The sequence below is a fragment of the Bradyrhizobium sp. 1200_D9_N1_1 genome (assembly GCF_052075915.1).
Classification (GTDB): Bacteria; Pseudomonadota; Alphaproteobacteria; order Rhizobiales; family Xanthobacteraceae; genus Bradyrhizobium; species Bradyrhizobium diazoefficiens.
The window spans coordinates 1,371,628-1,393,022 of the sequence record NZ_CP197226.1 but is presented as its reverse complement, the minus strand read 5'-3'; the positions used below and the strand labels follow the sequence as shown (position 1 = coordinate 1,393,022).

At 64.9% G+C, this 21,395-nt stretch carries 19 protein-coding genes; 9 read left to right on the top strand and 10 right to left on the bottom strand.

The window, feature by feature from the left end:
- Positions 1-51: 51 nt before the first annotated feature.
- The 7 genes from AB5K84_RS06630 to AB5K84_RS06600 form a co-directional block, all read right to left on the bottom strand.
- Complete coding sequence (locus AB5K84_RS06630) at positions 52-1,296, bottom strand: acyl-CoA dehydrogenase (RefSeq protein WP_011090523.1); 1,245 nt, start codon at positions 1,294-1,296, stop codon at positions 52-54.
- A 138-nt stretch (positions 1,297-1,434) separates the two neighbouring features.
- Positions 1,435-2,682: an acyl-CoA dehydrogenase gene (locus AB5K84_RS06625; protein ID WP_011090524.1), complete on the bottom strand. Its 1,248-nt coding sequence runs from the start codon at positions 2,680-2,682 to the stop codon at positions 1,435-1,437.
- Positions 2,683-2,801: 119 nt separating this feature from the next.
- The gene (locus tag AB5K84_RS06620; RefSeq protein WP_011090525.1) at positions 2,802-3,929 is read right to left on the bottom strand and encodes an acyl-CoA dehydrogenase family protein; all 1,128 of its coding nucleotides are present in this window, start codon (positions 3,927-3,929) and stop codon (positions 2,802-2,804) included.
- Positions 3,930-4,084: 155 nt separating this feature from the next.
- Positions 4,085-5,956 carry an AMP-binding protein gene (locus AB5K84_RS06615; RefSeq protein ID WP_011090526.1) on the bottom strand — a complete coding sequence of 624 codons (1,872 nt, stop codon included), beginning with the start codon at positions 5,954-5,956 and terminating at the stop codon, positions 4,085-4,087.
- 43 nt (positions 5,957-5,999) lie between these two features.
- The gene (locus AB5K84_RS06610; protein ID WP_011090527.1) at positions 6,000-6,806 is read right to left on the bottom strand and encodes an enoyl-CoA hydratase/isomerase family protein; all 807 of its coding nucleotides are present in this window, start codon (positions 6,804-6,806) and stop codon (positions 6,000-6,002) included.
- A 196-nt stretch (positions 6,807-7,002) separates the two neighbouring features.
- Positions 7,003-7,761: an SDR family NAD(P)-dependent oxidoreductase gene (locus AB5K84_RS06605; RefSeq protein ID WP_011090528.1), complete on the bottom strand. Its 759-nt coding sequence runs from the start codon at positions 7,759-7,761 to the stop codon at positions 7,003-7,005.
- A gap of 54 nt (positions 7,762-7,815) precedes the next feature.
- Positions 7,816-8,418 (bottom strand): TetR family transcriptional regulator, encoded by a 603-nt coding sequence (locus tag AB5K84_RS06600; RefSeq protein ID WP_038966149.1) that lies wholly within the window; start codon positions 8,416-8,418, stop codon positions 7,816-7,818.
- Between the two features lie 214 nt (positions 8,419-8,632).
- On the opposite strand from AB5K84_RS06600, the gene AB5K84_RS06595 reads away from it, so the two are divergent.
- Both AB5K84_RS06595 and AB5K84_RS06590 read left to right on the top strand, forming a co-directional pair.
- A complete protein-coding gene (locus tag AB5K84_RS06595) occupies positions 8,633-9,805 on the top strand; it encodes an acetyl-CoA C-acetyltransferase (RefSeq protein ID WP_011090530.1) in 1,173 nt (390 codons plus the stop codon).
- Positions 9,806-9,995: 190 nt separating this feature from the next.
- A complete protein-coding gene (locus tag AB5K84_RS06590; RefSeq protein ID WP_028173812.1) occupies positions 9,996-11,540 on the top strand; it encodes an acyl-CoA synthetase in 1,545 nt (514 codons plus the stop codon).
- A 43-nt stretch (positions 11,541-11,583) separates the two neighbouring features.
- On the opposite strand, the gene AB5K84_RS06585 is transcribed toward AB5K84_RS06590, so the two are convergent.
- Positions 11,584-12,126 carry a methylated-DNA--[protein]-cysteine S-methyltransferase gene (locus AB5K84_RS06585; protein WP_011090532.1) on the bottom strand — a complete coding sequence of 181 codons (543 nt, stop codon included), beginning with the start codon at positions 12,124-12,126 and terminating at the stop codon, positions 11,584-11,586.
- Positions 12,127-12,260: 134 nt separating this feature from the next.
- Here AB5K84_RS06585 and AB5K84_RS06580 point away from each other — a divergent pair, with 134 nt between their 5' ends.
- Complete coding sequence (locus AB5K84_RS06580) at positions 12,261-13,079, top strand: alpha/beta fold hydrolase (RefSeq protein ID WP_011090533.1); 819 nt, start codon at positions 12,261-12,263, stop codon at positions 13,077-13,079.
- A 2-nt stretch (positions 13,080-13,081) separates the two neighbouring features.
- A complete protein-coding gene (locus AB5K84_RS06575) occupies positions 13,082-13,894 on the top strand; it encodes an alpha/beta fold hydrolase (RefSeq protein ID WP_011090534.1) in 813 nt (270 codons plus the stop codon).
- A gap of 67 nt (positions 13,895-13,961) precedes the next feature.
- Here the strand turns inward: AB5K84_RS06575 and AB5K84_RS06570 are convergent, their stop codons facing one another.
- Positions 13,962-14,420 (bottom strand): carboxymuconolactone decarboxylase family protein, encoded by a 459-nt coding sequence (locus AB5K84_RS06570; RefSeq protein ID WP_011090535.1) that lies wholly within the window; start codon positions 14,418-14,420, stop codon positions 13,962-13,964.
- A gap of 99 nt (positions 14,421-14,519) precedes the next feature.
- Here AB5K84_RS06570 and AB5K84_RS06565 point away from each other — a divergent pair, with 99 nt between their 5' ends.
- The 5 genes from AB5K84_RS06565 to AB5K84_RS06545 all read left to right on the top strand — a co-directional run bounded on the left by AB5K84_RS06565 (position 14,520) and on the right by AB5K84_RS06545 (position 20,134).
- On the top strand, positions 14,520-15,389 hold the full coding sequence (locus AB5K84_RS06565; protein ID WP_011090536.1) for a sigma-70 family RNA polymerase sigma factor: 870 nt from the start codon (positions 14,520-14,522) through the stop codon (positions 15,387-15,389).
- A gap of 236 nt (positions 15,390-15,625) precedes the next feature.
- Entirely contained in the window at positions 15,626-16,303 is a 678-nt protein-coding gene (locus AB5K84_RS06560) for a GntR family transcriptional regulator (protein WP_011090537.1), read from the top strand.
- A 139-nt stretch (positions 16,304-16,442) separates the two neighbouring features.
- A complete protein-coding gene (locus AB5K84_RS06555; protein ID WP_028173807.1) occupies positions 16,443-17,243 on the top strand; it encodes a phytanoyl-CoA dioxygenase family protein in 801 nt (266 codons plus the stop codon).
- 188 nt (positions 17,244-17,431) lie between these two features.
- Positions 17,432-18,745 (top strand): NAD(P)H-dependent oxidoreductase, encoded by a 1,314-nt coding sequence (locus tag AB5K84_RS06550; protein WP_028173806.1) that lies wholly within the window; start codon positions 17,432-17,434, stop codon positions 18,743-18,745.
- A gap of 297 nt (positions 18,746-19,042) precedes the next feature.
- Positions 19,043-20,134, top strand: a complete 1,092-nt coding sequence (locus tag AB5K84_RS06545; RefSeq protein WP_011090540.1) for a TRAP transporter substrate-binding protein — start codon at positions 19,043-19,045, stop codon at positions 20,132-20,134.
- 94 nt (positions 20,135-20,228) lie between these two features.
- Here AB5K84_RS06545 and pimD read toward each other — a convergent pair whose 3' ends face one another.
- Positions 20,229-21,371 carry a pimeloyl-CoA dehydrogenase small subunit gene (pimD, locus tag AB5K84_RS06540; RefSeq protein ID WP_011090541.1) on the bottom strand — a complete coding sequence of 381 codons (1,143 nt, stop codon included), beginning with the start codon at positions 21,369-21,371 and terminating at the stop codon, positions 20,229-20,231.
- Positions 21,372-21,395: the final 24 nt, after the last annotated feature.

The following is a 21,395-nucleotide window of genomic DNA, read 5'->3' as shown; positions in this document are numbered from 1 at the left end:
TCGGCGCACCTGCATATGGTGGGCACGCTTCGCTTTGCCCACCCTACGATACTAGCGTCCCTTGGTCGGGATCTTGTTATACGGCACGTCCTTGTCGACGCGGATGTCGCCCGGCAGGCCCAGCACGCGCTCCGCGATGATGTTGCGCAGGATCTCGTCAGTGCCGCCGGCAATGCGCATCGAGGGCGAGGACAGCAGCATCTGCTGGAACTGGCCCTGCACCGTCTCCTCATCGCTGCCCGTGAGAACGCCGGCCGCACCCTGGAGGTCCATGGCGTAGGTCGCGATGTCCTGGAGCATCATGCCCGAGACCAGCTTGCCGATCGAGTTCTCCGGACCCGGCTGCTCGCCTTTCGACAGCGCCGAGATCGCGCGGTAGCTCGTATATTTCAGCCCGCTCGACTTCACCGCCCAGCTGGCAAGCTTCGAGCGCACCGCGGGATCGTCGATGGCAAGCCCGTCCTCCAGCATCAGGTTCGCGCAGAACTCGAACATCTCAGGCACGCCGGTCGCGAGCCGCGAGCCGATCGACATGCGCTCGTTCATCAGCGTGGTCAGCGACACGCTCCAGCCCTCGCCGACGGCGCCGAGCCGCTGGCTGTCTGATATCACCACGTCGGTGAAATAGACCTCGTTGAACTCCTGCATGCCGTTGGCCTGCTTGATCGGCCGCACCTCGACGCCCGGGCTCTTCATGTCCAGGAAGAACATGGTGAGGCCCTTGTGCTTGGGTACGCTCGGATCGGTGCGCGCGATCAGAAGACCGAAGTCGGAATAATGCGCGCCCGAGGTCCAGATCTTCTGGCCGTTGACGACCCAATTGTCGCCCTTCTTCTCCGCACGCGTGCGCAAGCCCGCAACGTCAGAGCCGGCCGAGGGTTCAGAGAACAGCTGGCACCAGATCTCCTCGCCCGAGGCGAGCTTCGGCAGATGGCGACGCTTGGCGTCCTCGCTGCCCCAGGCCATCACGGTTGGCCCGCACATGCCTTCGCCGATCTGGAACGGCTGCGTCAGCTTGCCGTAGACGCCCTCCTCCTGCTGCCAGATCACGCGCTCGATCGGCGTGGCGCCGCGGCCGCCATATTCCTTCGGCCAGTGCAGGCAGGCCCAATTGCCCTCGAACTTCTTCTTCTGCCAGGCCTTGCCGACATCGACGATGTCGTGCTTCGCAAGCCGGATGCGACCGAGCGAGGATTTTGACAGCTCGGCATGCAGCTCCTTCGGCGCGTTGGCCTCGACCCATTGGCGCGCAGTCTCGCGGAATGCGGCTTCCTGCGGGGTATCGTCGAAATTCATGGCGGCTTCCTTTTCCTAGTCATTCCGGGGCGCGCAACGCGCGAACCCGGAATCCAGAGGTTACTTACGCATCTCGAGATTCTCAGATGTACAATTGCACATCGTAGTTCGGCTCTTCGAGCCGCCCCGGAATGACGGCTAATTCCTTCCCTTGGTCGGGATCTTGTTGAACGGCACGTCCTTGTCGACCCGGATATCGCCCGGCAGGCCCAGCACCCGCTCGGCGATGATGTTGCGCATGATCTCGTCGGTGCCGCCTTCGACACGGGTGCCCGGCGCACGCAGCAGCATGGCCTGGAAACGGCCGGCGAGTTCGGCATCCTCGGGGCCGCTGATGACCCCGCTCGCGCCCTGCAAGTCCAGCGCGTAGGCCGCGACGTCCTGGATCATCGAGCCCGCCACCAGCTTGCCGATCGAATTTTCCGGCCCCGGCCGCTCGCCCTTCGACAGCGCCGAGATCGCGCGCATGCTGGTGTAGCGCAGCCCGCTCGCCTTCACCGCCCAGTTCGCCAGCTTCGAGCGCACCGCGCGATCCTCGATCGCCGGACCGTTGTCCAGCATCAGGCCGGAGCAATAGTCGAACAACTCAGGGAAACCGGTCGAGACGCCCGCGCCGATCGACATGCGCTCGTTCATCAGCGTGGTCAGCGAGACGTTCCATCCGTCATTGACCTCGCCGAGGCGCTGATGGTCGGGAATCCGCACGTTGGTGAAATAGACCTCGTTGAAATCGGAGGCGCCGCTCGCCTGCTTGATCGGCCGCACCTCGACGCCGGGGCTCTTCATGTCCAGGAAGAACATGGTAAGACCCTTGTGCTTGGGCACGGTCGGATCGGTGCGGGTAAGCAGGATGCCGTAATCGGAATAATGCGCGCCTGATGTCCAGATCTTCTGGCCGTTGATGACCCATTCATCGCCGTCCTTCTCCGCCCGCGTGCGCAGGCCCGCGACGTCGGAGCCGCCGGCGGGCTCGGAGAACAGCTGGCACCAGACCTTTTCGCCGGAGGCGAGCGGCGGCAGATAGCTGCGCTTATGCTCCTCGCGCGCGAACGCCATCATGGTCGGCCCGCACATGCCGTGGCCGATGATGAACATATGGGAGAGTTTTCCGAACGGCCCCTCTTCCTGCTGCCAGATCACGCGCTCGATCGGAGAGGCGCCGCGGCCGCCATACTCCTTCGGCCAGTGCAGGCAGGCCCAGCCGGCATCGGCCTTCTTCTTCTGCCAGGCCTTCGCGACCTCGAGAATGTTGGCGTTCTTGAGCTGGGTGCGGCCGAGCGAGGATTTGCGCAGCTCTTCCTCGTACTGCTTCGGCGCATTCGCCGATATCCAGGCACGCGCGGTGGCGCGGAATTCGGCTTCCTGTGGGGTGTCGTCGAAGTTCATGGTGCTGTTCTCTCCGTCATTCCGGGACGCGCGCAGCGCGAACCCGGAATCTAGATGTTATTCACTCATCTCCGGATTCCGGGTTCGCCGCGTTGCGGCGCCCCGGAATGACGACAACATCAAGCCGCGTTCTTCTTGCGCATGCGGTCGATCAGTTGGTCTTCCCAATAGGACAGGCTGCCGAGGGCCAGCGCCATCGCGTTCGCCCGGCGGTAGTACATGTGGCAGTCGAACTCCCAGGTGAAACCCATGCCGCCGTGCACCTGGATGTTGTTCTTGGCGCAGTGCTGGAACGCCTGCGTGGCGCTGATGCGCGCGGCGGCGGCGGCTTCCGGCAATTCGGATGCATTGGTCGAAAGCGCCCAGGCGCCGTAATAGCTGTTGGAGCGCGCCAGCGTCGCCGAGACGTACATGTCGGCGAGCATGTGCTTCACCGCCTGGAACGAGCCGATCTGGCGGCCGAAGGCGATGCGGTCGAGAGCGTAGTCGCGGCCCATCTCCAGCGCGCGGTCGGAGCCGCCAACCTGCTCGAAGGCGCACAGCACGGCGGCACGGTCGAGCACCTGGGTGAGGATGCTCCAGCCCTCGCCGGCAGCGCCCAGCGGCTCGGCCTTGCAGTCCTTGAAAGTGATCTCCGCCTGGCCACGCGTCGGATCGAGGTTGGTCAGGCCTTTCACCTCGACGCCGCCGCCCTTGAGATCGACCAGGAATAGCGAGATGTCGCTCTCACGCCCGCTCGAACCCGTGCGAGCTGCAACGACGGCGAAGTCGGCGATCGCGCCATCGGCCACAGGCTTCTTGACGCCGTTAAGCACGCCATTCGCAGCAGCGAGCTTGATGGCCTTCGGCGACGGATTGCCCTTGCCCTCGAACAGCGCCAGCGTCCCGATCGCCTCGCCCGAGGCAATTGCCGGCAGCCATTTTTTCTTCTGCGCGTCGCTGCCGGCGATCAGCAGCGCTTCGGCGGCGAGATAGACGGTCGAGGAGAACGGCACCGGCGCGTTGGCCCGGCCCATCTCTTCCGCGATCACGCAAAGCTCGAGATGGCCGGCGCCGGCACCGCCGAATTCCTCGGGGATTGCGACGCCGAGAAATCCCATTTCGGCGAGCCCCTTCCACAGCTCCTTGTCGTAGGGCGCCTTGCCGTCGAGCACGACGCGCACCGCCTTGGGCGGGCATTTTTCGGTGAGGAATTTGCGCGCCTGATCGCGAAGCTGCTTCTGGTCGTCGGAGAAGTCGAAGTTCATGGCGGGCTACCTTTGTTTATTCGTTGTCATTTATTGCCGTCATTCCGGGGCGCGCGGAGCGCGAGCCCGGAATCCATATCCACCAGCCGGGGTTATGGATTCCGGGCCTGCGCCTCTCGGCGCATCCCGGAATGACGAATGGAGAGAGGAGTGTTTCATCGCAGCACGACCACATCCTGATCCGGCTTGTCCGCATAGAGCCGCTCCACCAGCGCGGCGCGGCGCTCCAGGCCGGCGCGCTGGTTGATGTAGCCCTTGTCGGTCAGCTCATTGCCGTCGATCGAAGGCGGCTCGACCATCAGCATGGCGCGCGCGATGATGCGGCTGCTGGCGCCTTCGCACTCCTTATTGTGCGTCTCCAGACCGCGCCTGAAGCAGGCGATCACCTCGGGATGCTTCACGGCATCCTCAAAGCTGAGATCGGGATTGCCGACGAGCTGGCGGCAGGCATGCAGGTTCGGCCAGGCGAGCAGGCCGATGAAGGCGCGATCCTGCCCCGCGACCAGCGCGTCATGCACGACAGGCGTCGTGGCTGCGATGGTGTCGGTGCGGAGCGAGCCGACATGGACGAAGGTCCCAGTCGTGAGCTTGAAGTCTTCGACGACGCGCCCGGCAAAGATGATGCCCTTCACCGGATCGGCATCGTCGACAAAAATGCCGGCATCGCCGATGCAGTAGAAGCCTTCCTCGTCGAACATCTTCCTGGTCAGCTCCGGCTGGCCGAAATAGCCGGGCGTGACGTTGACACCGCGCAGACGCAGCTCGTATTTCGAGCCGCACGGCACCATCTTCAATTCGACGCCGGGGAACGGCAGGCCGATCAGGCCAACGCGCTCGGTGTCCCAATAGGTGCCGGTCGAGGTCGGCGCAGTCTCGGTCGAGCCCCAGCCGGTGTAGAACACGATCCGTTCGCCGGTGGTCTTCACCGCGAGGTCCTGCATGCGGTCGTAGAGATCATCAGGCAGCCGCGCGCCGCCATAGGCCATGATCGACAGGTTCTTGAAGAAGGAGCGGCAGAGCGCATCGTCCTTCTCCATGGCAGCGGCAAGCGCGGCGTAGCCGGCCGGCACGTTGGCGTAATAGGTCGGCGAGATCTCGCGCAGATTGCGCAGCGTCTCCTCGAACTGGCCCGGCATCGGCCGGCCGTCGTCGATATAGAGCGTCCCGCCGTCGACCAGGATGGGATGGAACGCCGCATTGCCGCCCATCGTGTGGTTCCACGGCATCCAGTCCAGCATGGTCGAGATCGGACCGCCCGGATCGCGCGGCCGCACCTGCATCATCATCGCCGCATTGGCGCACATCATCGCTTGCGTGTTGATGACAGCTTTTGGCATGCCGGTCGAACCTGACGTGAACAGCAGCTTGCCGACGGTGTCGGGCGTGATCCTGGCAATCGACTCCTCGACGGCGCCGGTCACCGGCGTTGCCGCAAGCTCGGCAAAGCTGACGCTCTTGATACCCTCGCAGGGCCGCAAGACGTGAACGACGGTGACGCCGGTGAGGTCGATCGCCTTGAGCGCCTTCTCGAAGGTCGGGCCGTCCTGCACCATCACCACGGCCGGCTTGATCAGGTCGAACAAATATTTCAGCTTGACGTGATCGTGGCTCATCAACGAGTAGGCCGGCGACACGGGAGCCGCCGGAACGCGCGCCTGCATCGCGGCCTGTGTCATCAGCGCATGCTCGATCGAGTTGCCGGACACGATCGTGACCGGGCGGCCATCGAGACCGAGATCGAGCAGGCCTTGCGTCAGTGCATCCACGGTGCGCTTGGCTTCGCCGTAAGAGACCTTCCGCCATTCGCGGTTCGGTCCGCCGCGCTGGGCGAGCCAGATGCGCTCGGGTGCTTGCGTCGCCCATTTCGCCAGCGAGGCCGGGATGTGCTTCTCGTAAGGTTGCAGCGGAATGCGCGACTTCAGCACCACCGTGCCGTCGCCGCGGCGCTCGACGTCGATGTCGCGTGCCAGCCACTCGACCTTGCGAAAGGCGGGCTTCGTCATCACCGCCGCCGCGCTGCCACTCATTTTGCGTCTCCCGGAATTACTGTCCTTTGCGGATCTTCGTCGTTCAGCGCCTGATATAGACAGGCTTTCGCTTCTCAAGGAAGGCCCTGATGCCTTCCGAAAATTCCTCGGAGCGGCTGCACAGGACCTGATTGCGGTCCTCCATCGCGATCGCGGCTTCCAGCGATCCGGCATCGACGCTCATGTTGAGACATTCTTTCGAGAGGCGAAGCCCCACGGGCGAGGCCGTGATCATCGCATCGATGTAAGGCTCGGCAGCGTCATCGAGCTTGTCTTCGTCGACGACCTCGGAGACGAGACCGACCGCGAGCGCCCGCTCGGCGCCGATGAAGCGTCCCGTGAGGATCAGCTCGGAGGCGACGGAGACACCGACGAGGCGCGGCAGGAAATAGCTGGTGCCGATGTCGCAGCCGCCAAGGCCGAGCTTGATGAAGGCGCAGTTCATCCGCGCCGATTTCGTCGCGATCCGGATGTCGGAGGCGAGCGCCAGCGCAAAGCCGCCGCCCGCCGCCGCGCCCTGCACCAGCGCCAGGATCGGCTGCGGACAGCGCCGCATCAGCATCACGATGTCGGCAATGCGGCGCTGCGAGTCCAGCGACTCGGTGACGCCGGGCGGCTCCTGCTGCCCGGCACGGCGCGCCATCGCGGCCTTGAGATCGAGGCCCGCGCAAAAATTCTTGCCGGCGCCCTTCAGCACCACCACGCGCGTATCGCGGTTGCGCTGCAGCCCCTGGAAGTAGGCGTTGAGCGCATCGATCAGCGCGGGATCGAGCGCGTTGAGGCTGTCAGGACGATTGAGCGTCACCCGGTCGACGCCGTCGTTGTGCTCGATCAGCAGCGGTTGGGACATGCGTGATCTCCTTCATCCGCAACGATGGTGCCGATTGCTGCGCCCTCTCCCCTTGTGGGAGAGGGCATGTACGTCGCTCGACGCGCATTCGCTCGGGTGAGGGGTCTGCCTCCACAGATGAGATCGCGGAGCGAACCCCTCATCCGTCGCGCTACGCGCGCCACCTTCTCCCACAAGGGGAGAAGGGAAGAGAGCTCTACCGCGGCGCCATGCGGATCGCGCCGTCGAGGCGGATGGTCTCGCCGTTGAGCATCGGGTTCTCGACGATGTGCACCGCGAGCATGCCGTATTCATTGGCGTCGCCGAGACGCGCGGGATGCGGCACCTGGGCGCCCAGGCTCTTGCGGGCCTCTTCGTTCAGGCCCATCAGCAGCGGCGTCAGGAACAGGCCGGGCGCGATGGTGTTGACGCGGATCTTCTGGCTGGCGAGGTCGCGCGCGGCAGGCAGCGTGAGGCCGACGACGCCGCCCTTGGAGGCCGCATAGGCGATCTGGCCGATCTGGCCTTCATAGGCGGCAACAGAAGCGGTGTTGACGATGACGCCGCGCTCTTCGCCGATCGGCTCGGCGGTGACGAGGCGCTCGGCGAACAGCCGCAGGCAGTTGAAGGTGCCGATCAGGTTGACGTTGATGATGCGCGCGAACTTTTCCAAGGGATAAACGCCGTCGCGACCGACGATGCGCTGCGAGCCGCCGATACCGGCGCAGTTCATCAGCACGCGGGCGATGCCATGGGCGGCTTCCGCCTTCGCGATCGCCGCCTTGATCTGCTCCTCGCTGGTGACGTCGGCATGCAGCGCGACGCCCTTCACCTCGGCCGCGACCTTCTCGGCGTTTTCCTTGCTCTGGTCGATCACGCCGATCTTGGCGCCCTTGGCGGCCATGGCGCGGGCGGTCGCGGCACCCAGGCCCGAACCACCGCCGGTGATGAGAACGGCTACGTCTTTCAGCTGCATCGCAAATACCTTTCCTTGGGCGTTTCTTCTCTAGACTTGAAGAGTTCGGCCGGATCATCCGGCCGCGGCGGCGTCCCCGGCTTGCGTGAGGATGCCGCCGCAGATCAGCGTTTCCATGTGCTTGATGTATTGCCGGCAGACTTCATCGGTGACCGGGCCGACGCCGGTCGCGCGGGACATCGCGTGCCGGCCGAAGAACAGATGATCGCAGGCGCCGATCAGGCTGGTGTAGAACAGCACCGGATCGGTCTGGCGGAATTCGCCGCTGCTGACGCCTTCGGCGAGCAGGCGGCGATGAAAATCCAGCAGCGGCGCGACGAAGAATTTCGAGACTTCGTCGGCAGAGCCGGCAACGCTCTCGTGCAGGAGATAGTGGATCAGCCGATTCATGTAGGGGAACCGGTGATAGGCGCGGATGATGCCGCCGATATGCAGCTTCAGCTTCGCGGTCGGCGTGATCGGCTGCGCCAGCAGATATTCGAGATTGGACAGCTCCGTCCCCGCATCGCGCTCGAGCAGCGCCAGCAGCAGGCCGTCCTTGTTGCCGAAGTGATATTTGACCAGCGCGGCGTTGGCGCCCGACTTCTGGGCGATGTCGGAGAGCGAAATCTCGATCGAGGAACGTTCGATCATCAGCTCGCTTGCGGCCACGAGCAATTTCTCTGCCGTGGAATTCTTTCCGCTGGGGAGCTTGGTCGGTACGCTGGTAGCCACGGAGTTCCCTGTTCTCGCCGCTTGAGGCGGGGCGCAGATAAGCCCAAGCAGCGCCTCATCACAAGAGTTAATTGATCGATTGACTAAATGATGTCGCACCCTTTTAATCCGCCCCGACAACCCAACCCGATCCAGAAAAATCCAGGGAGAAACCGAAATGGCCGAGGCTTACATCGTCGCCGCTGCGCGTACCGCGGGCGGGCGCAAGGGGGGCCGCCTCGCCGGCTGGCATCCGGCCGATCTCGCCGCAAAAGTGCTGGACGAGCTGGTCGATCGCGCCAAGATCGACCCGGCCTTGGTCGAGGACGTGATCATGGGCTGCGTGATGCAGGTCGGCGAACAGTCCAACAATGTCGCGCGCAATGCGATCATGGCCTCGAAGCTGCCGGAGAGCGTGCCGGGCACCTCGATCGACCGCCAGTGCGGCTCCTCGCAGCAGGCGTTGCACTTCGCAGCCCAAGCCGTGATGTCCGGCACGATGGACGTCGTGATCGCGGCCGGCGTGGAATCGATGACGCGCGTGCCGATGGGCCTGTCATCGCAGCTCCCGGCCAAGAACGGCTTTGGCAATTACAAGAGCCCGGGCATCGAGGCGAGGTATCCGAACATCGTGTTCAGCCAGTTCACCGGCGCCGAGATGATGGCCGAGAAGTACGGCTTGTCGAAGAATGAGCTCGACGAATACTCCTTCAACAGCCACCAGCGCGCGATCGCGGCGACGCAAGCCGGTCACTTCAAGAAGGAGATCGTGCCGCTCGAGATCACCCGCGCCGACGGCTCCAAGGATACCCACCACATCGACGAGGGCATCCGCTTCGACGCCACGCTCGAAGGCATCAAGGGCGTCAAACTGATCGCCGAGAACGGCAAGCTTTCCGCGGCCAGCGCCAGCCAGATCTGCGACGGCGCTTCCGGCGTCATGGTGGTGAACGAGCGCGGCCTGAAGCAGCTTGGCGTCAAGCCGCTTGCGCGCATCCATCACATGACCATGATGGGCGGCGATCCCGTGATCATGCTCGACGCTCCGCTGCACGCCACCAAGCGCGCGCTGGAGAAGGCCGGCATGACGATCGGCGACATCGACCTGTTCGAGGTCAACGAGGCCTTCGCGTCGGTGCCGACCGCCTGGCTCAAGACCACCGGCGCCGATCCGGAGCGCCTCAACGTCAATGGGGGGGCCATCGCGCTCGGCCATCCGCTCGGCGGCTCCGGCACCAAGCTGATGACCACGCTGATCCACGCGCTGCACCAGCGAGGCAAGCGCTATGGCCTGCAGACCATGTGCGAAGGCGGCGGCATGGCCAATGTGACGATCGTGGAGCGGCTGTAAGCTGCTTCGACACAGACGGTGTCGTCCCGGACAAGCGCGCCTAAAGCGCGCGCCGATCCGGGATCCATAACCACAGAAGGCTGTGGTTATGCCGCGCTGGAGCTCCATCTCGTTTCAACAACCGAGGCCTGTGGTTATGGATCCCGGCCTTCGCCGGGATGACACCTTTCTTGTTGAGAGACCTACGCTCATGACCCACCCCTCCATCCACGCCCGCGCCACGCCGAACAAGATCGCTTACCAGATGGCGGGCACCGGCAAGGCGATCACCTATCGCGAACTCGACGAGCTCTCGAACCAGGGCGCACACCTGTTCCGCTCGCTCGGCCTGAAGGCCGGCGATCACATCGCACTGTTGATGGAGAACCGGCTTGCCTTCATGGAGCTCTGCTGGGCCGCGCAGCGCAGCGGGCTCTATTACACCGCGATCAGCCGCTATCTGAAGCAGGACGAGATCGACTACATCATCGCCGATTGCGGCGCCAAGGTCGTGATCACCACGCCGAAATGCGCCGACCAGATCAAGGCCCTGATCAAGGGCACGCCCGGCGAGCCGGTCTTCTACATGATGGACGAACCGCTGCCCGGCTTCCGCTCCTACGACAAGGAAGCCGCCGCGCAGCCGACGACGCCGATCTCCGACGAGGTCGCCGGCTACGACATGCTGTATTCGTCCGGCACCACCGGCCGGCCCAAGGGAATCAAGAAGGCGTTCGAGGGCAACAAGATCGACGTGCCGAACGCCTTCCTGCGCGTGCTCTGCGCCGACATGTGCGGCATGAATGCGGCGAGCACGTACCTCTCGCCGGCGCCGCTCTATCACGCGGCGCCCCTGCGCTTCAACATGATGGCGATCGTGCTCGGCGGCACCTCCATCATCATGGAGCATTTCGACGCCGAAGAATTCTTGAAGCTGGTCGAAAAGTATGAGGTCACGCAGTCGCAGCTCGTGCCGACCATGTTCGTGCGGATGCTCAAGCTGCCGGACGAGGTGCGCTACCGGTACAACGTCTCGACGCTCAAGGGCGCAATCCACGCCGCAGCCCCCTGCCCGGTCGACGTCAAAGCCAAAATGATCGAATGGTGGGGACCGATCCTGATCGAGTATTACGCCGGCTCGGAAGGCAACGGCGTCACCGTCTGCAACTCGCAGCAATGGCTGGAGCATCGCGGCAGCGTCGGCCGCGCCGTGGTCGGCAAGATCAAGATTCTCGACGAAAACGACGAGGAGCAACCGACCGGCGAAATCGGCACGGTCTATTTCGCCGACGCGCCTGCTTTCGCCTATCACAACGACCCCGAGAAGACGAAGAAGGCCTACAACGCCAAGGGCTGGTCGACGCTCGGTGACGTCGGCTATCTCGACAAGGACGGCTTCCTGTTTCTCACCGACCGCAAGTCCTACATGATCATTTCCGGCGGGGTGAACATCTACCCGCAGGAGACCGAGGACGTGCTCATCACCCACCCCGATGTCGCCGACGTCGCCGTATTCGGCGTGCCGAACGAGGAGATGGGCGAGGAGGTGAAGGCGGTGGTGCAGCCGCACGACATGACGCGTGCGGGCAAGGCGCTGGAAGCCGACCTGATCGCGTTCTGCAAGGGTCGCCTCTCCGCGATCAAGTGCCCGCGTTCGATCGATTTCGAGGCGGAGCTGCCGCGCACGCCGACGGGCAAGCTGGTGAAGCGGCATTTGCGCGACAGGTATTGGCCGAAGACAACAGCGAAGATCTAGCGCTCTCTCTTACCCTCCCCCTCCCGGGAGGGTGGCGGCATCCTCAATCAAACAGGCTCGGCGTGTGGTTCACCAGCGCGCCTTCGATCTCGAGCATCTTCAGTTTGGTGACGACGCCGCCATTGGCCGAGAAGCCGCCGGGCTTGTTGCCGGCCGCCAGCACCCGATGGCAGGGCACGACGATCGGGCACGGGTTGCGGCCGAGCGCCTGGCCGACGTCGCGCGACAGCTGGACGCCACCGAGCTGCTTGGCAATGTCGCCATAGGTGATGGTCTTGCCGGGCGGGATGGTACGGGCGATCTCGTAGACGCCGCGGTTGAAATCGGGCACGCCGTCGAGATCGAGCGGGATGTCGGTGAGGTCATCCGGCTCGCCTGCGAGCAGATTCGTGATGCGGTCGATCGCCTGCTGCACCTCGGCGGTCGGCTCGGCTTCGCTGGCATCAGCGTGGCGCTGACTGATGCGGGTGCGGATCTTCTGCTCGCCGCCCATCGGCAGCTGCGTGCCGTTGATGCCGCGCGGGCCCCAGGCGACGGCGCAAAGGCCGATCCTGGTATCGAACAGGGCAAAATGCTGGTCGGTCATGGCTCGGTTTCTGGCTGCGTCCTCATCGCATGCCCCCAATGTGATCTCAGGCCAAATCTAGGCTTGGAAATAGTTGCGATCCACCCGGTTTCCGGGAATCTTGCACAGGAGTTCCAATTTCTCGCGAGCCCGGAATGCAACGCCTCCACGTCAACGGATACGACATGGCCTATATAGACGTGGGTGAAGACCGAGGCCGACCCCCGTTGGTCTGCGTGCATGGCTCGCTCAATGATTTCCGCGTCTGGGGCTGCGTGCTCGGGCCGCTGATGCAGCGGCATCGGGTGATCGCCGTCAGCCTGCGCCATTTCTTCCCCGACCGCTGGGACGGCGTCGGCGATACCTATTCGATCGCCCAGCATGTCCAGGACGTCATCGCCTTCATCGAGAAGCTCGACGTCGGCCCGGTCGATCTGATGGGCCATTCCCGCGGTGGACACATCTGCTTTCGCGTGGCGCAGGCGCGCCCCGATCTGTTGCGGCGGCTGATCCTGGCCGAGCCCGGCGGAGAGCTCGATGCGAGCCTCGATCCCGATTATGCCGGCGGTCCCTCGCCGCTCTTGGCGCGATTCACGGCCTCGGCGGAGAAGATCGCGGCGGGCGATGTCGACGGCGGCCTCGCCGTGTTCGTCGACACGCTGGAGGGCGCCGGCACCTGGCCGCGGCTGCCGGCGATGGTGAAGCAGAATCTGCGCGACAACGCCATGACGTTGATCGGCCAGGTCCGCGACAACCGCCCGCCCTTCTCGAAGGCGGATGCGGAATCGATTCTGATGCCGACGCTGTTCATCCTGGGTGCGCGGACCAAGGGCCTGCTGCCGAAGGTGCTGCATGCGCTCGCAGCGCATGTGCCCTATTCCAAGACGGCGATCATCCCGAACGCGACGCATCCGATGTTCGAGCAGGCGCCGCAAAAATACTCCGAAGTGGTTCTGGATTTCCTGGCGAGCTGATCATGCAGAGCTTTCGCGTCAACGGTTACGACATGGCCTATCTCGAAGTCGGGGATGGTCCGCCGCTGGTCTGCGTGCACGGCACACTCGGGGATTTCCGCACCTGGTATTCGGTGCTCGGCCCGCTGTCGAAGAGCCATCGGGTGATCTCGGTCAGCCTGCGGCATTTCTTTCCCGAGCACTGGGACGCCGTCGGCGACGACTACAGGGTGGCGCAGCACGTCGCCGATATGATCGCCTTCATCGAGCAGGTCAGGCCCGCACCCGTCGACCTGATGGGCCATTCGCGCGGCGGCCACATCGCGTTCCGCGTCGCGCAAGCGCGGCCTGATCTGTTGCGCAAGCTGGTGCTGGCCGAGCCCGGCGGCGATCTGGATGCCAGCCTGCCGGTGCCCGAAGGCACGCCCGCGTACCCGCCGCTCGCGGCGCGCACGGCGCGCTCGGTCGAGATGATCCGCGCCGGCGACATCGAGGGCGCGCTGCAGAATTTCTACGAGGGCATCGAAGGCGACGGCTCCTGGCGCCGCGTGCCGGCGGCGGCCAAGCAGCAATTGCGCGACAATACGCTCACCTTCCTCGGCCAGATCAACGAGCAGCGCCGGCCCTACACGCTCGCGGATGCGCAGGCGATCAGGACGCCGACGCTCCTGATCGGCGGCGGCGCGACGACGGGAAGCCTGTCGGTGATGTGGCGCGTGCTGGCGGAGCACATCGCAGGAGCCAGGACGGCGGTGATCGCGAATGCCGGCCACTGGATGTTCGAGCAGGCGCCGCTGGAGTATGGCGAGGAGGTGAACAGGTTCCTGGCGGAGTAGCTGCTTGTTCGCCTCTCCCCGCAAGCGGGGCGAGGGAGTGCACGGCTGGTGCCTCCCTCACTTGCACTCACGCCACCTTCCACACGCCGACCGGCATCTTGATCGTCGCGTTGAGGCGGTTCCAGACGTTGATGGTCGCGATCGAGAGGATCAGCGTTGCAAGCTCGCGCTCGTCGAAATGCTTGGCGGCCTCATTCCAGATCGTGTCGGACACCGGATCCTCACGGTCGGCGAGACGGGTGACCGCCTCGGTCAGAGCCAGCGCGGCGCGCTCGGCTTCGCTGAAATAAGGCGCGTCGCGCCAGGCCGAGACGGCGAACAGGCGCTCGTCGGTCTCGCCGGCCTTGCGGGCGATCTTCGGGTGCATGTCGACGCAGACGCTGCAACCATTGATCTGGCTGGCGCGCAGGTGCACCAGTTCCAGGAGCTTTTCCGGCAGGCCTTGTTTGGTCAAATTGCCGAGAGATTGCAGAACATTCATGGCCTCGGGCAGGACCATGACGGGGTGATTCATGCGGGCGTGCATCGTTGTCGTCTCCATCTGTCGAATTTCGAAGGTTCCGGTCACATTGGCCGGATTGGCTTCGTCATGGGCATGACGGATCGCGATGAGGGAATGTGACTGATGACCCAAAAAAACTTTGAAGAAGATTTTCTCAGCCAGCAGTTCGAGGCCAACAGGGATCATTTGCGCGCGGTCGCCTACCGGATGCTGGGTTCCCGCGGCGAGATCGACGATGCCGTGCAGGAGGCCTGGCTGCGGCTCAGCCGGAGCGATACGTCCGATGTCGCGAATCTGCGGGGCTGGCTGACCACCGTGGTCGCGCGCATCTGCCTCGACATGCTGCGCGCACGAAAGTCGCGCCGGGAGGACCCGATGGGCCCGCATGTGCCGGAGCCGGTCGATGAGACGCGGGAGCGCGAAGCGGAGATGGCCGATTCCGTCGGCGCGGCACTCCTGATCGTGCTGGAAACATTGCAGCCGGCCGAGCGGCTCGCCTTCGTGCTGCATGACATGTTCGCGGTGCCCTTCGAGGAGATCGCGCCGATCGTCGGGCGCTCCGTCGATGCCTCGCGCCAGCTTGCCAGCCGCGCGCGGCGGCGCGTGCAGGGCGCGCCGGTGCCCGAGACGGACCTGTCGCGTCAACGCAAGATCGTCGATGCCTTCCTCGCGGCTTCGCGCGAAGGCAATTTCGAGGGGCTGCTCGCCGTGCTCGATCCCGACGTCGTCTTTCGCGCCGACCAGGCCGCGGTGCGGCTCGGTACGCTGCCGGAGATCCGCGGCGCGGATGCGGTCGCGAAGCTCTACAAGGGCCGCGCCCAGGCCGCGCGCACGGCACTGGTCGATGGCGAGATCGGTGTTGCGGTCATCCTCGGCGGGCAATTGCGCATCGCGCTGCGCGTGACCTTCAGCGGCGACCGGATCGCGGCGATCGAGGCGGTGGCCGATGCAGAAGCGATCGCGTCGCTCGAGGTGGAGGTGCTCGAACGCTAGGCCGGCCGGATGCTGATCGAGCAGGGCAAGAAGAAGTAGGCGCCCAACCGGGCAAAAACCGTTAGCGCGAAGACAACCCCATGCACAGTAAATGGCCCTAATGATATCAATCGTTTAGCAGCCCCCCACAACGGCGGCTGACGCCGCGTCGGGACGCGCTTGACGCCTTCCGCCCCCCGACGTACCTTCGAATACGGAATTCCGTATTCCATCTAAGTGCTGTTGGAGCTGCCGGCGTGATCCCTCTCGACCCGCTCCCGAACCTGATCGACCAGGTCTATGGTCGGATCCTGGAGGCGATCTCCGATCGCACGTTGCAGCCCGGCCAGCGCATCCGGCAGAACGAGCTCGCCGACAAGCTCGGCGTGTCGCGCCAGCCGGTGTCGCATGCGCTGCATCTGCTGCATCGGCAGGGCCTCGTCGCCGAAAGCGGCCGGCGCGGCTTTGAGGTCACCCAGCTCGATCCCGCGCGTATCCGCCAGCTCTACGAGGTGCGCGGCGCCATTGATGCGCTGGCCGCGCGGCTCGCCGCGATGCGCGCCGCAAGCGACGCGGCAGGACGCGCGCGGCTCGAGGTGGCGCTCGCCGCCGGGCGCCGCATCGATCGCAAGACGCCGCTTGCCGAGCTCATCGTGCTCGACGTCGATTTTCATCGCGCGATCTATCAGCTCGCCGGCAATCCCGTGATCGAGGAGACCATCGCGCCGCAATGGCCGCATATGCGCCGCTCGATGGCGACCGTGCTGTCGGAGCTCGATTATCGCGACAGCGCCTGGGCCGAGCATGCCGACATCGCAGCTCACATTCTCGCAGGCGATGCGAAGGCCGCCGAACGCGCCGCACTCGCGCATGCGCAGACGGCGGGACGGATGACCGAGGAGAGGTTGCGGGCGACGGACGAGGCGGCGGCGTAGCTAAACGCTGTCATTCCGGGGCACGCGAAGCGTGAACCCGGAATCCATTGGGCCACAGAGACTGCGGATCAATAGATTCCGGGTTCGATGCTGCGCATCGCCCCGGAATGACAAGAACAAAACAACGGGAGGACGACCCATGAGACTGTCTCAGGAGCAATTGGAGTTCTTCCACCGCGAGGGCTGGCTGTTCCTGCCCGAATTGTTCAGCCAGGAGGAGGTCGATCTGCTCGCGCGCGAGGCGGTCGGCATTTACGACGCCAACCGGCCGGAGGTCTGGCGCGAGAAGAGCGGCGCGCCGCGCACGGCGTTTGCCGCGCATCTCTACAACGAGGCCTTCCGCATTCTGGGCGCGCATCCGCGCATGATCGACCCGGTCGAGCAATTGTTCGGCGAGCCTGTCTACATGCACCAGTTCAAGATCAACGCGAAATCGGCCTTCACCGGCGACGTCTGGCAATGGCACCAGGATTACGGCACCTGGAAGCGCGACGACGGCATGCCGGAGCCGCGCGCGATGAACATCGCGATCTTCCTCGACGAGGTGATGCCGATCAACGGCCCCCTGATGCTGGTGCCGCGCAGCCAGAATGCCGGCGATCTCGAAGCCTCGCATGACCTTGCCACCACGTCCTACCCGCTGTGGACGCTGGACGAGGACACCGTGACGCGCCTCGTCAAGCAGGGCGGCATCGTGGCGCCCACGGGCAAGCCCGGCGGCATGCTGATGTTCCACGGCAATCTCGTGCACGGCTCGGCCGGCAACATCACGCCCTACCCGCGCAAGATCGTGTACCTGACGCTGAACGCGGTCTCGAACTATATCCGCACCCCCACGCGGCCCGAATACATCGCCCACCGCGATTTCGCGCCGATCAAGACGGTGGACGACGACGCCCTGCTGCGCCTTGCCCGTGCGCCGCGGCAGGCGGCGGAGTAAGCTGTCATTCCGGGGCGCGACGAAGTCGCGAGCCCGGAATCCATTTATCCGCGTCCTTTGCGGCCCGATGGATTCCAGGCTCGACGCTCCCGGGGCGCGCTTCGCGCGGTCCCGTCGCGTCGCCCCGGAATGACTGAACCTGATCGTTCGCGTCGTCCCGACCGCGATAGCACTCTTGGATGTCTCCCATGAACCTCTTCCGCCTCCTCCAGGCCCGCGCGTCCGCCGGCAAGCCTGTCCGTGTCGCGCTGATCGGTGCGGGCAAATTCGGCTCGATGTTTCTCGCGCAGGTGCCGCACACGCCGGGGCTGGAGGTGCCCATCATCGTCGACATCGACCGCGACCGCGCGCGCGAGGCCTGCCGCACAGTCGGCTGGGATGCGGCGCGCATCGCCGCGACCGTGTTCACCGATGACGGCGCACGCGCCATCGCCGGCGGCGCAATGGACGTGGTGGTGGAAGCGACCGGCAACCCGGCCGTCGGCATCAGGCACGCGCGCGCGGCGATCGCGGCGGGCAAGCATATCGTGATGGTCAATGTCGAGGCCGACGTGCTGGCGGGCCCGCTGCTCGCCGAGGAGGCGCGCAAGGCGGGCGTGGTCTATTCGCTCGCCTATGGCGACCAGCCGGCATTGACGGCGGAGATGGTCGACTGGGCCCGCGCCACCGGCTTTCGCGTCGTCGCCGCCGGCAAGGGTACGAAATATCTGCCGGCCTATCACGACGTGACGCCGGACGGCGTCTGGCAGCATTACGGCCTGACCGCCGGCGAAGCACAGTCGGCCGGCATGAACCCGCAGATGTTCAACTCCTTCCTCGACGGCACCAAGTCGGCGATCGAGATGGCCGCGATCGCCAATGCCTGCGGCCTCGACGTGCCGGCGGAGGGACTGCTGTTTCCGCCCTGCGGCGTCGACGATCTGCCGCACATCATGCGGCCGCGTTCGCGTGGCGGCGTGCTGGAGCGCTCCGGCGTGGTGGAAGTCGTCTCCTCGCTCGAACGCGATGGACGGCCGGTGTTTCGCGACCTGCGCTGGGGTGTCTATGTCGTGCTGGAGGCTCCGAACGACTATGCCGCCGACTGCTTCAAGCAGTACGGCCTCAAGACCGATTCCAGCGGACGCTTTGCTGCGATGTACAAGCCCTATCACCTGATCGGGCTCGAGCTGAACATCTCGGTGCTGTCGGCCGCGTTGCGGGGCGAGCCGACCGGCCAGCCCCACGGCTTCCGCGGCGACGTCGCAGCGGTGGCCAAGCGGGCCTTGCGCGCCGGCGAAATGCTCGACGGCGAAGGCGGCTACACCGTGTGGGGCAAGCTGGTGCCGGCGGCCGCGAGCCTCAAGGCCGGCGCGCTGCCGATCGGGCTCGCCCATCGCGTGAAGCTGAAACATGACGTTGCGCATGGCACGGTGGTGCGCTGGGACGACGTCGAGTTCGACGCCGGCAACGAGACGATCAGGACGCGAAAGGCGATGGAAGCGGCGTTCGCGAAAGAGGGTTAAGGCGTGTTGGATTGAAGGACTTGCGCCGCTAGCTCCCTCAACTCTCCCGCTCGCGGGAGAGGTATAGGCCGCCTGCTTCGCCGGCGTTCGCACTTGCGAGGGCGGCACGAGGCTTGATTCTCGCGAGCCTCCCGGTCATCCTCGCTAGCGGAACCGCAACGCACGGGATCCACAAAGAGCCCTCAAGGGCCAGCGGAAACACCCACATCGTCACAACACCCCGTCGGTTATCGGCGAAGCAAGGACGACAGAAGATCGTTCCCCTTGTCGAGGAATCGGCGCAATGGAGGGCTACGCATGAAACGTCGTGATTTCTTGAAAGTGACAGGCGCTGGGCTAGCGGCAAGCACGGCCGTTGCCGCACCGGCGATCGCTCAGTCGGCGCCGGAGGTGAAATGGCGGCTCGCCGCGAGCTGGCCCAAGGCGCTCGACACGCTCTATGGCGGCTGCGAATATTTCTGCAAGCGCGTCGCCGAAGTCACCGACAACAAATTCCAGATCCAACCGTTCGCAGCCGGCGAGATCGTCCCGGGCCTGCAGGTGCTCGACGCCGTGTCGAACGGCACCGTCGAGATGGGCAACACGGCGTTGTATTACTATTGGGGCAAGAATCCCGCCTTCACCTTCGGCACGTCGCTGCCGTTCGGGCTGAACACGCGCGCGCATATTTCCTGGCTGCTGTTCGGCGGCGGCACCGAGTTGCTCAACGGCCTCCTGAAGGAATACAACACGGTCGGCATTCCAACCGGCTCGACCGGCGCCCAGATGGGCGGATGGTTCCGGAAGGAGATCAAGTCGATGGAGGATTTCAAGGGATTGAAATTCCGCGTCGGCGGCTTCGCCGGCACGATCATCGCCAAGGTCGGCGGCGTGCCGCAGCAGATCGCGGGCGGCGACATCTATCCGGCGCTGGAGAAGGGAACGATCGACGCGGCCGAATGGGTCGGGCCCTATGACGACGAGAAGCTCGGCTTCGTCAAGGTCGCGAAATTCTACTACTATCCGGGCTGGTGGGAAGGCACCGGCCAGGGCCACAACATCATGAATCTCGACAAGTGGAACGCGCTGCCCAAGCACTACCAGGCCGCGATCGAGATGGCCTCGCGCGATACCTTCACGTGGGTCACCGGGAAATACGACTACGTCAACCCGCCCGCGCTGAAGCGCCTGCTGGTGGCCGGTGCGATCCTGAAGCCGTTCCCGCAGGAGGTGCTGGAGGCCTGCTACGCCGCCGCGAACGAGATCTACGCGGATCTGTCCAAGACCAACCCGCACTTCGCCAAGATGTACACGAGCCTTTCCGCGTTCCGGAACGAATCGCTCGCCTGGATGCAGGTCGCCGAGCTCAGCTACGACAGCTTCATGATGCGGATGCGCACGCGGACGTGAGGCGCCGAACGGCGAAAGACGTCAGGAACGACGAAAGCCCCGGAGATGTCTCCGGGGCTTTCGGTTTTCGATGCATCCACGCGCGACGTGGCGGCTAGACCAACCCGCCCGCATCCGCGACGCGGCGCTGGTGATAGTCGGTGTCGCCGAAGGTGTTCTCGATCATGGTCAGGCGCTTGAAGTAGTGGCCGATCTTCGCCTCCATGGTCATGCCGATGCCGCCGTGGAGCTGGATCGACTGCTGGCCGACGAATTTCAGCGACTTGCCGATCTGCACCTTGGCCGCGGCGATCGCGTTGGAGCGCTCTTTGGCGTTCTCGAAGTCGTTCGCCATGGTTGCGAACATCGACATCGAGCGTGCCTGCTCGGCGGCGACGAACATGTCGGACGCACGGTGCTGGAGCGACTGGAACGAGCCGATCGCGACGCCGAACTGCTTGCGCGTCTTGATGTACTCGACCGTGGTCTTGAGCGACTCGTCCATCAGGCCGACCGCCTCGGCGCAAAGCGCGACGCGAGCTTCGTCAACGACGCGTTCGATCAGCGCGAGTGCATCCTCGGGATTGCCGATCGCGGCATCCGCGCCCACCTCGACACCGGTGAAGGTGATGTCGGCCGCGTGCAGGCCGTCCTGGGTCGGGTACGATTTCTTCGTCACGCCCTTGGCATTCGCCGGGACCAGGAACACGCCGATCCCGGTCTTGTCGCGGCGGTCACCCTTGGTGCGGGCGGTCACGAGAAGCGTGGCGGCGTTCTCGCCGTTGAGCACGACGAACTTTTCGCCGTCGATGATCCAGCCGTCGGCCTTCTTCTTCGCGGTCGTCGAGACGTCGAACAGATCGTAGCGGGAGTTCTTCTCGAGCTGGGCAAACGCAAGGGTCTTGCTGCCGTCGATGATCCCGGGCACGTACGCGGCCTTCTGCGCATCCGAGCCGGCGTGACGCAGGAAGCCGCCGCAGATCACGACGGTTGCCAGATAGGGCTCGAGCACCAGCGCCTTGCCGAGCGCTTCCATCACGATCATGGTCTCGACGCCGCCGCCGCCGAAGCCGCCATCGGCTTCGCTGAACGGCAGGCCGAGCAGGCCCTGCTCGGCGAGCTTGCCCCAGACGGCCTGGCTCCAGCCGCCCTTCTCCTTCATGTACTTCTTGCGGCTCTCGAAATCGTAGGAATCGGTCAGCAGGCCGTCGATGCTTTCCTTGAGAAGCCGCTGCTCCTCGGACAGATCAAAATCCATTTCTTTGGTTCCTCGTACCCGGAA

Excerpts from the sequence above, each read along its gene's own strand:
- AB5K84_RS06630 (WP_011090523.1), bottom strand. The coding sequence starts at position 1,296 with ATGAATTTCGACGATACCCCGCAGGAAGCCGCATTCCGCGAGACTGCG.
- AB5K84_RS06625 (WP_011090524.1), bottom strand. The coding sequence starts at position 2,682 with ATGAACTTCGACGACACCCCACAGGAAGCCGAATTCCGCGCCACCGCG.
- AB5K84_RS06620 (WP_011090525.1), bottom strand. The coding sequence starts at position 3,929 with ATGAACTTCGACTTCTCCGACGACCAGAAGCAGCTTCGCGATCAGGCG.
- AB5K84_RS06615 (WP_011090526.1), bottom strand. The coding sequence starts at position 5,956 with ATGAGTGGCAGCGCGGCGGCGGTGATGACGAAGCCCGCCTTTCGCAAG.
- AB5K84_RS06610 (WP_011090527.1), bottom strand. The coding sequence starts at position 6,806 with ATGTCCCAACCGCTGCTGATCGAGCACAACGACGGCGTCGACCGGGTG.
- AB5K84_RS06605 (WP_011090528.1), bottom strand. The coding sequence starts at position 7,761 with ATGCAGCTGAAAGACGTAGCCGTTCTCATCACCGGCGGTGGTTCGGGC.
- AB5K84_RS06595 (WP_011090530.1), top strand. The coding sequence starts at position 8,633 with ATGGCCGAGGCTTACATCGTCGCCGCTGCGCGTACCGCGGGCGGGCGC.
- AB5K84_RS06590 (WP_028173812.1), top strand. The coding sequence starts at position 9,996 with ATGACCCACCCCTCCATCCACGCCCGCGCCACGCCGAACAAGATCGCT.
- AB5K84_RS06585 (WP_011090532.1), bottom strand. The coding sequence starts at position 12,126 with ATGACCGACCAGCATTTTGCCCTGTTCGATACCAGGATCGGCCTTTGC.
- AB5K84_RS06580 (WP_011090533.1), top strand. The coding sequence starts at position 12,261 with ATGCAACGCCTCCACGTCAACGGATACGACATGGCCTATATAGACGTG.
- AB5K84_RS06575 (WP_011090534.1), top strand. The coding sequence starts at position 13,082 with ATGCAGAGCTTTCGCGTCAACGGTTACGACATGGCCTATCTCGAAGTC.
- AB5K84_RS06570 (WP_011090535.1), bottom strand. The coding sequence starts at position 14,420 with ATGCACGCCCGCATGAATCACCCCGTCATGGTCCTGCCCGAGGCCATG.
- AB5K84_RS06565 (WP_011090536.1), top strand. The coding sequence starts at position 14,520 with ATGACCCAAAAAAACTTTGAAGAAGATTTTCTCAGCCAGCAGTTCGAG.
- AB5K84_RS06555 (WP_028173807.1), top strand. The coding sequence starts at position 16,443 with ATGAGACTGTCTCAGGAGCAATTGGAGTTCTTCCACCGCGAGGGCTGG.
- AB5K84_RS06550 (WP_028173806.1), top strand. The coding sequence starts at position 17,432 with ATGAACCTCTTCCGCCTCCTCCAGGCCCGCGCGTCCGCCGGCAAGCCT.
- AB5K84_RS06545 (WP_011090540.1), top strand. The coding sequence starts at position 19,043 with ATGAAACGTCGTGATTTCTTGAAAGTGACAGGCGCTGGGCTAGCGGCA.
- pimD (WP_011090541.1), bottom strand. The coding sequence starts at position 21,371 with ATGGATTTTGATCTGTCCGAGGAGCAGCGGCTTCTCAAGGAAAGCATC.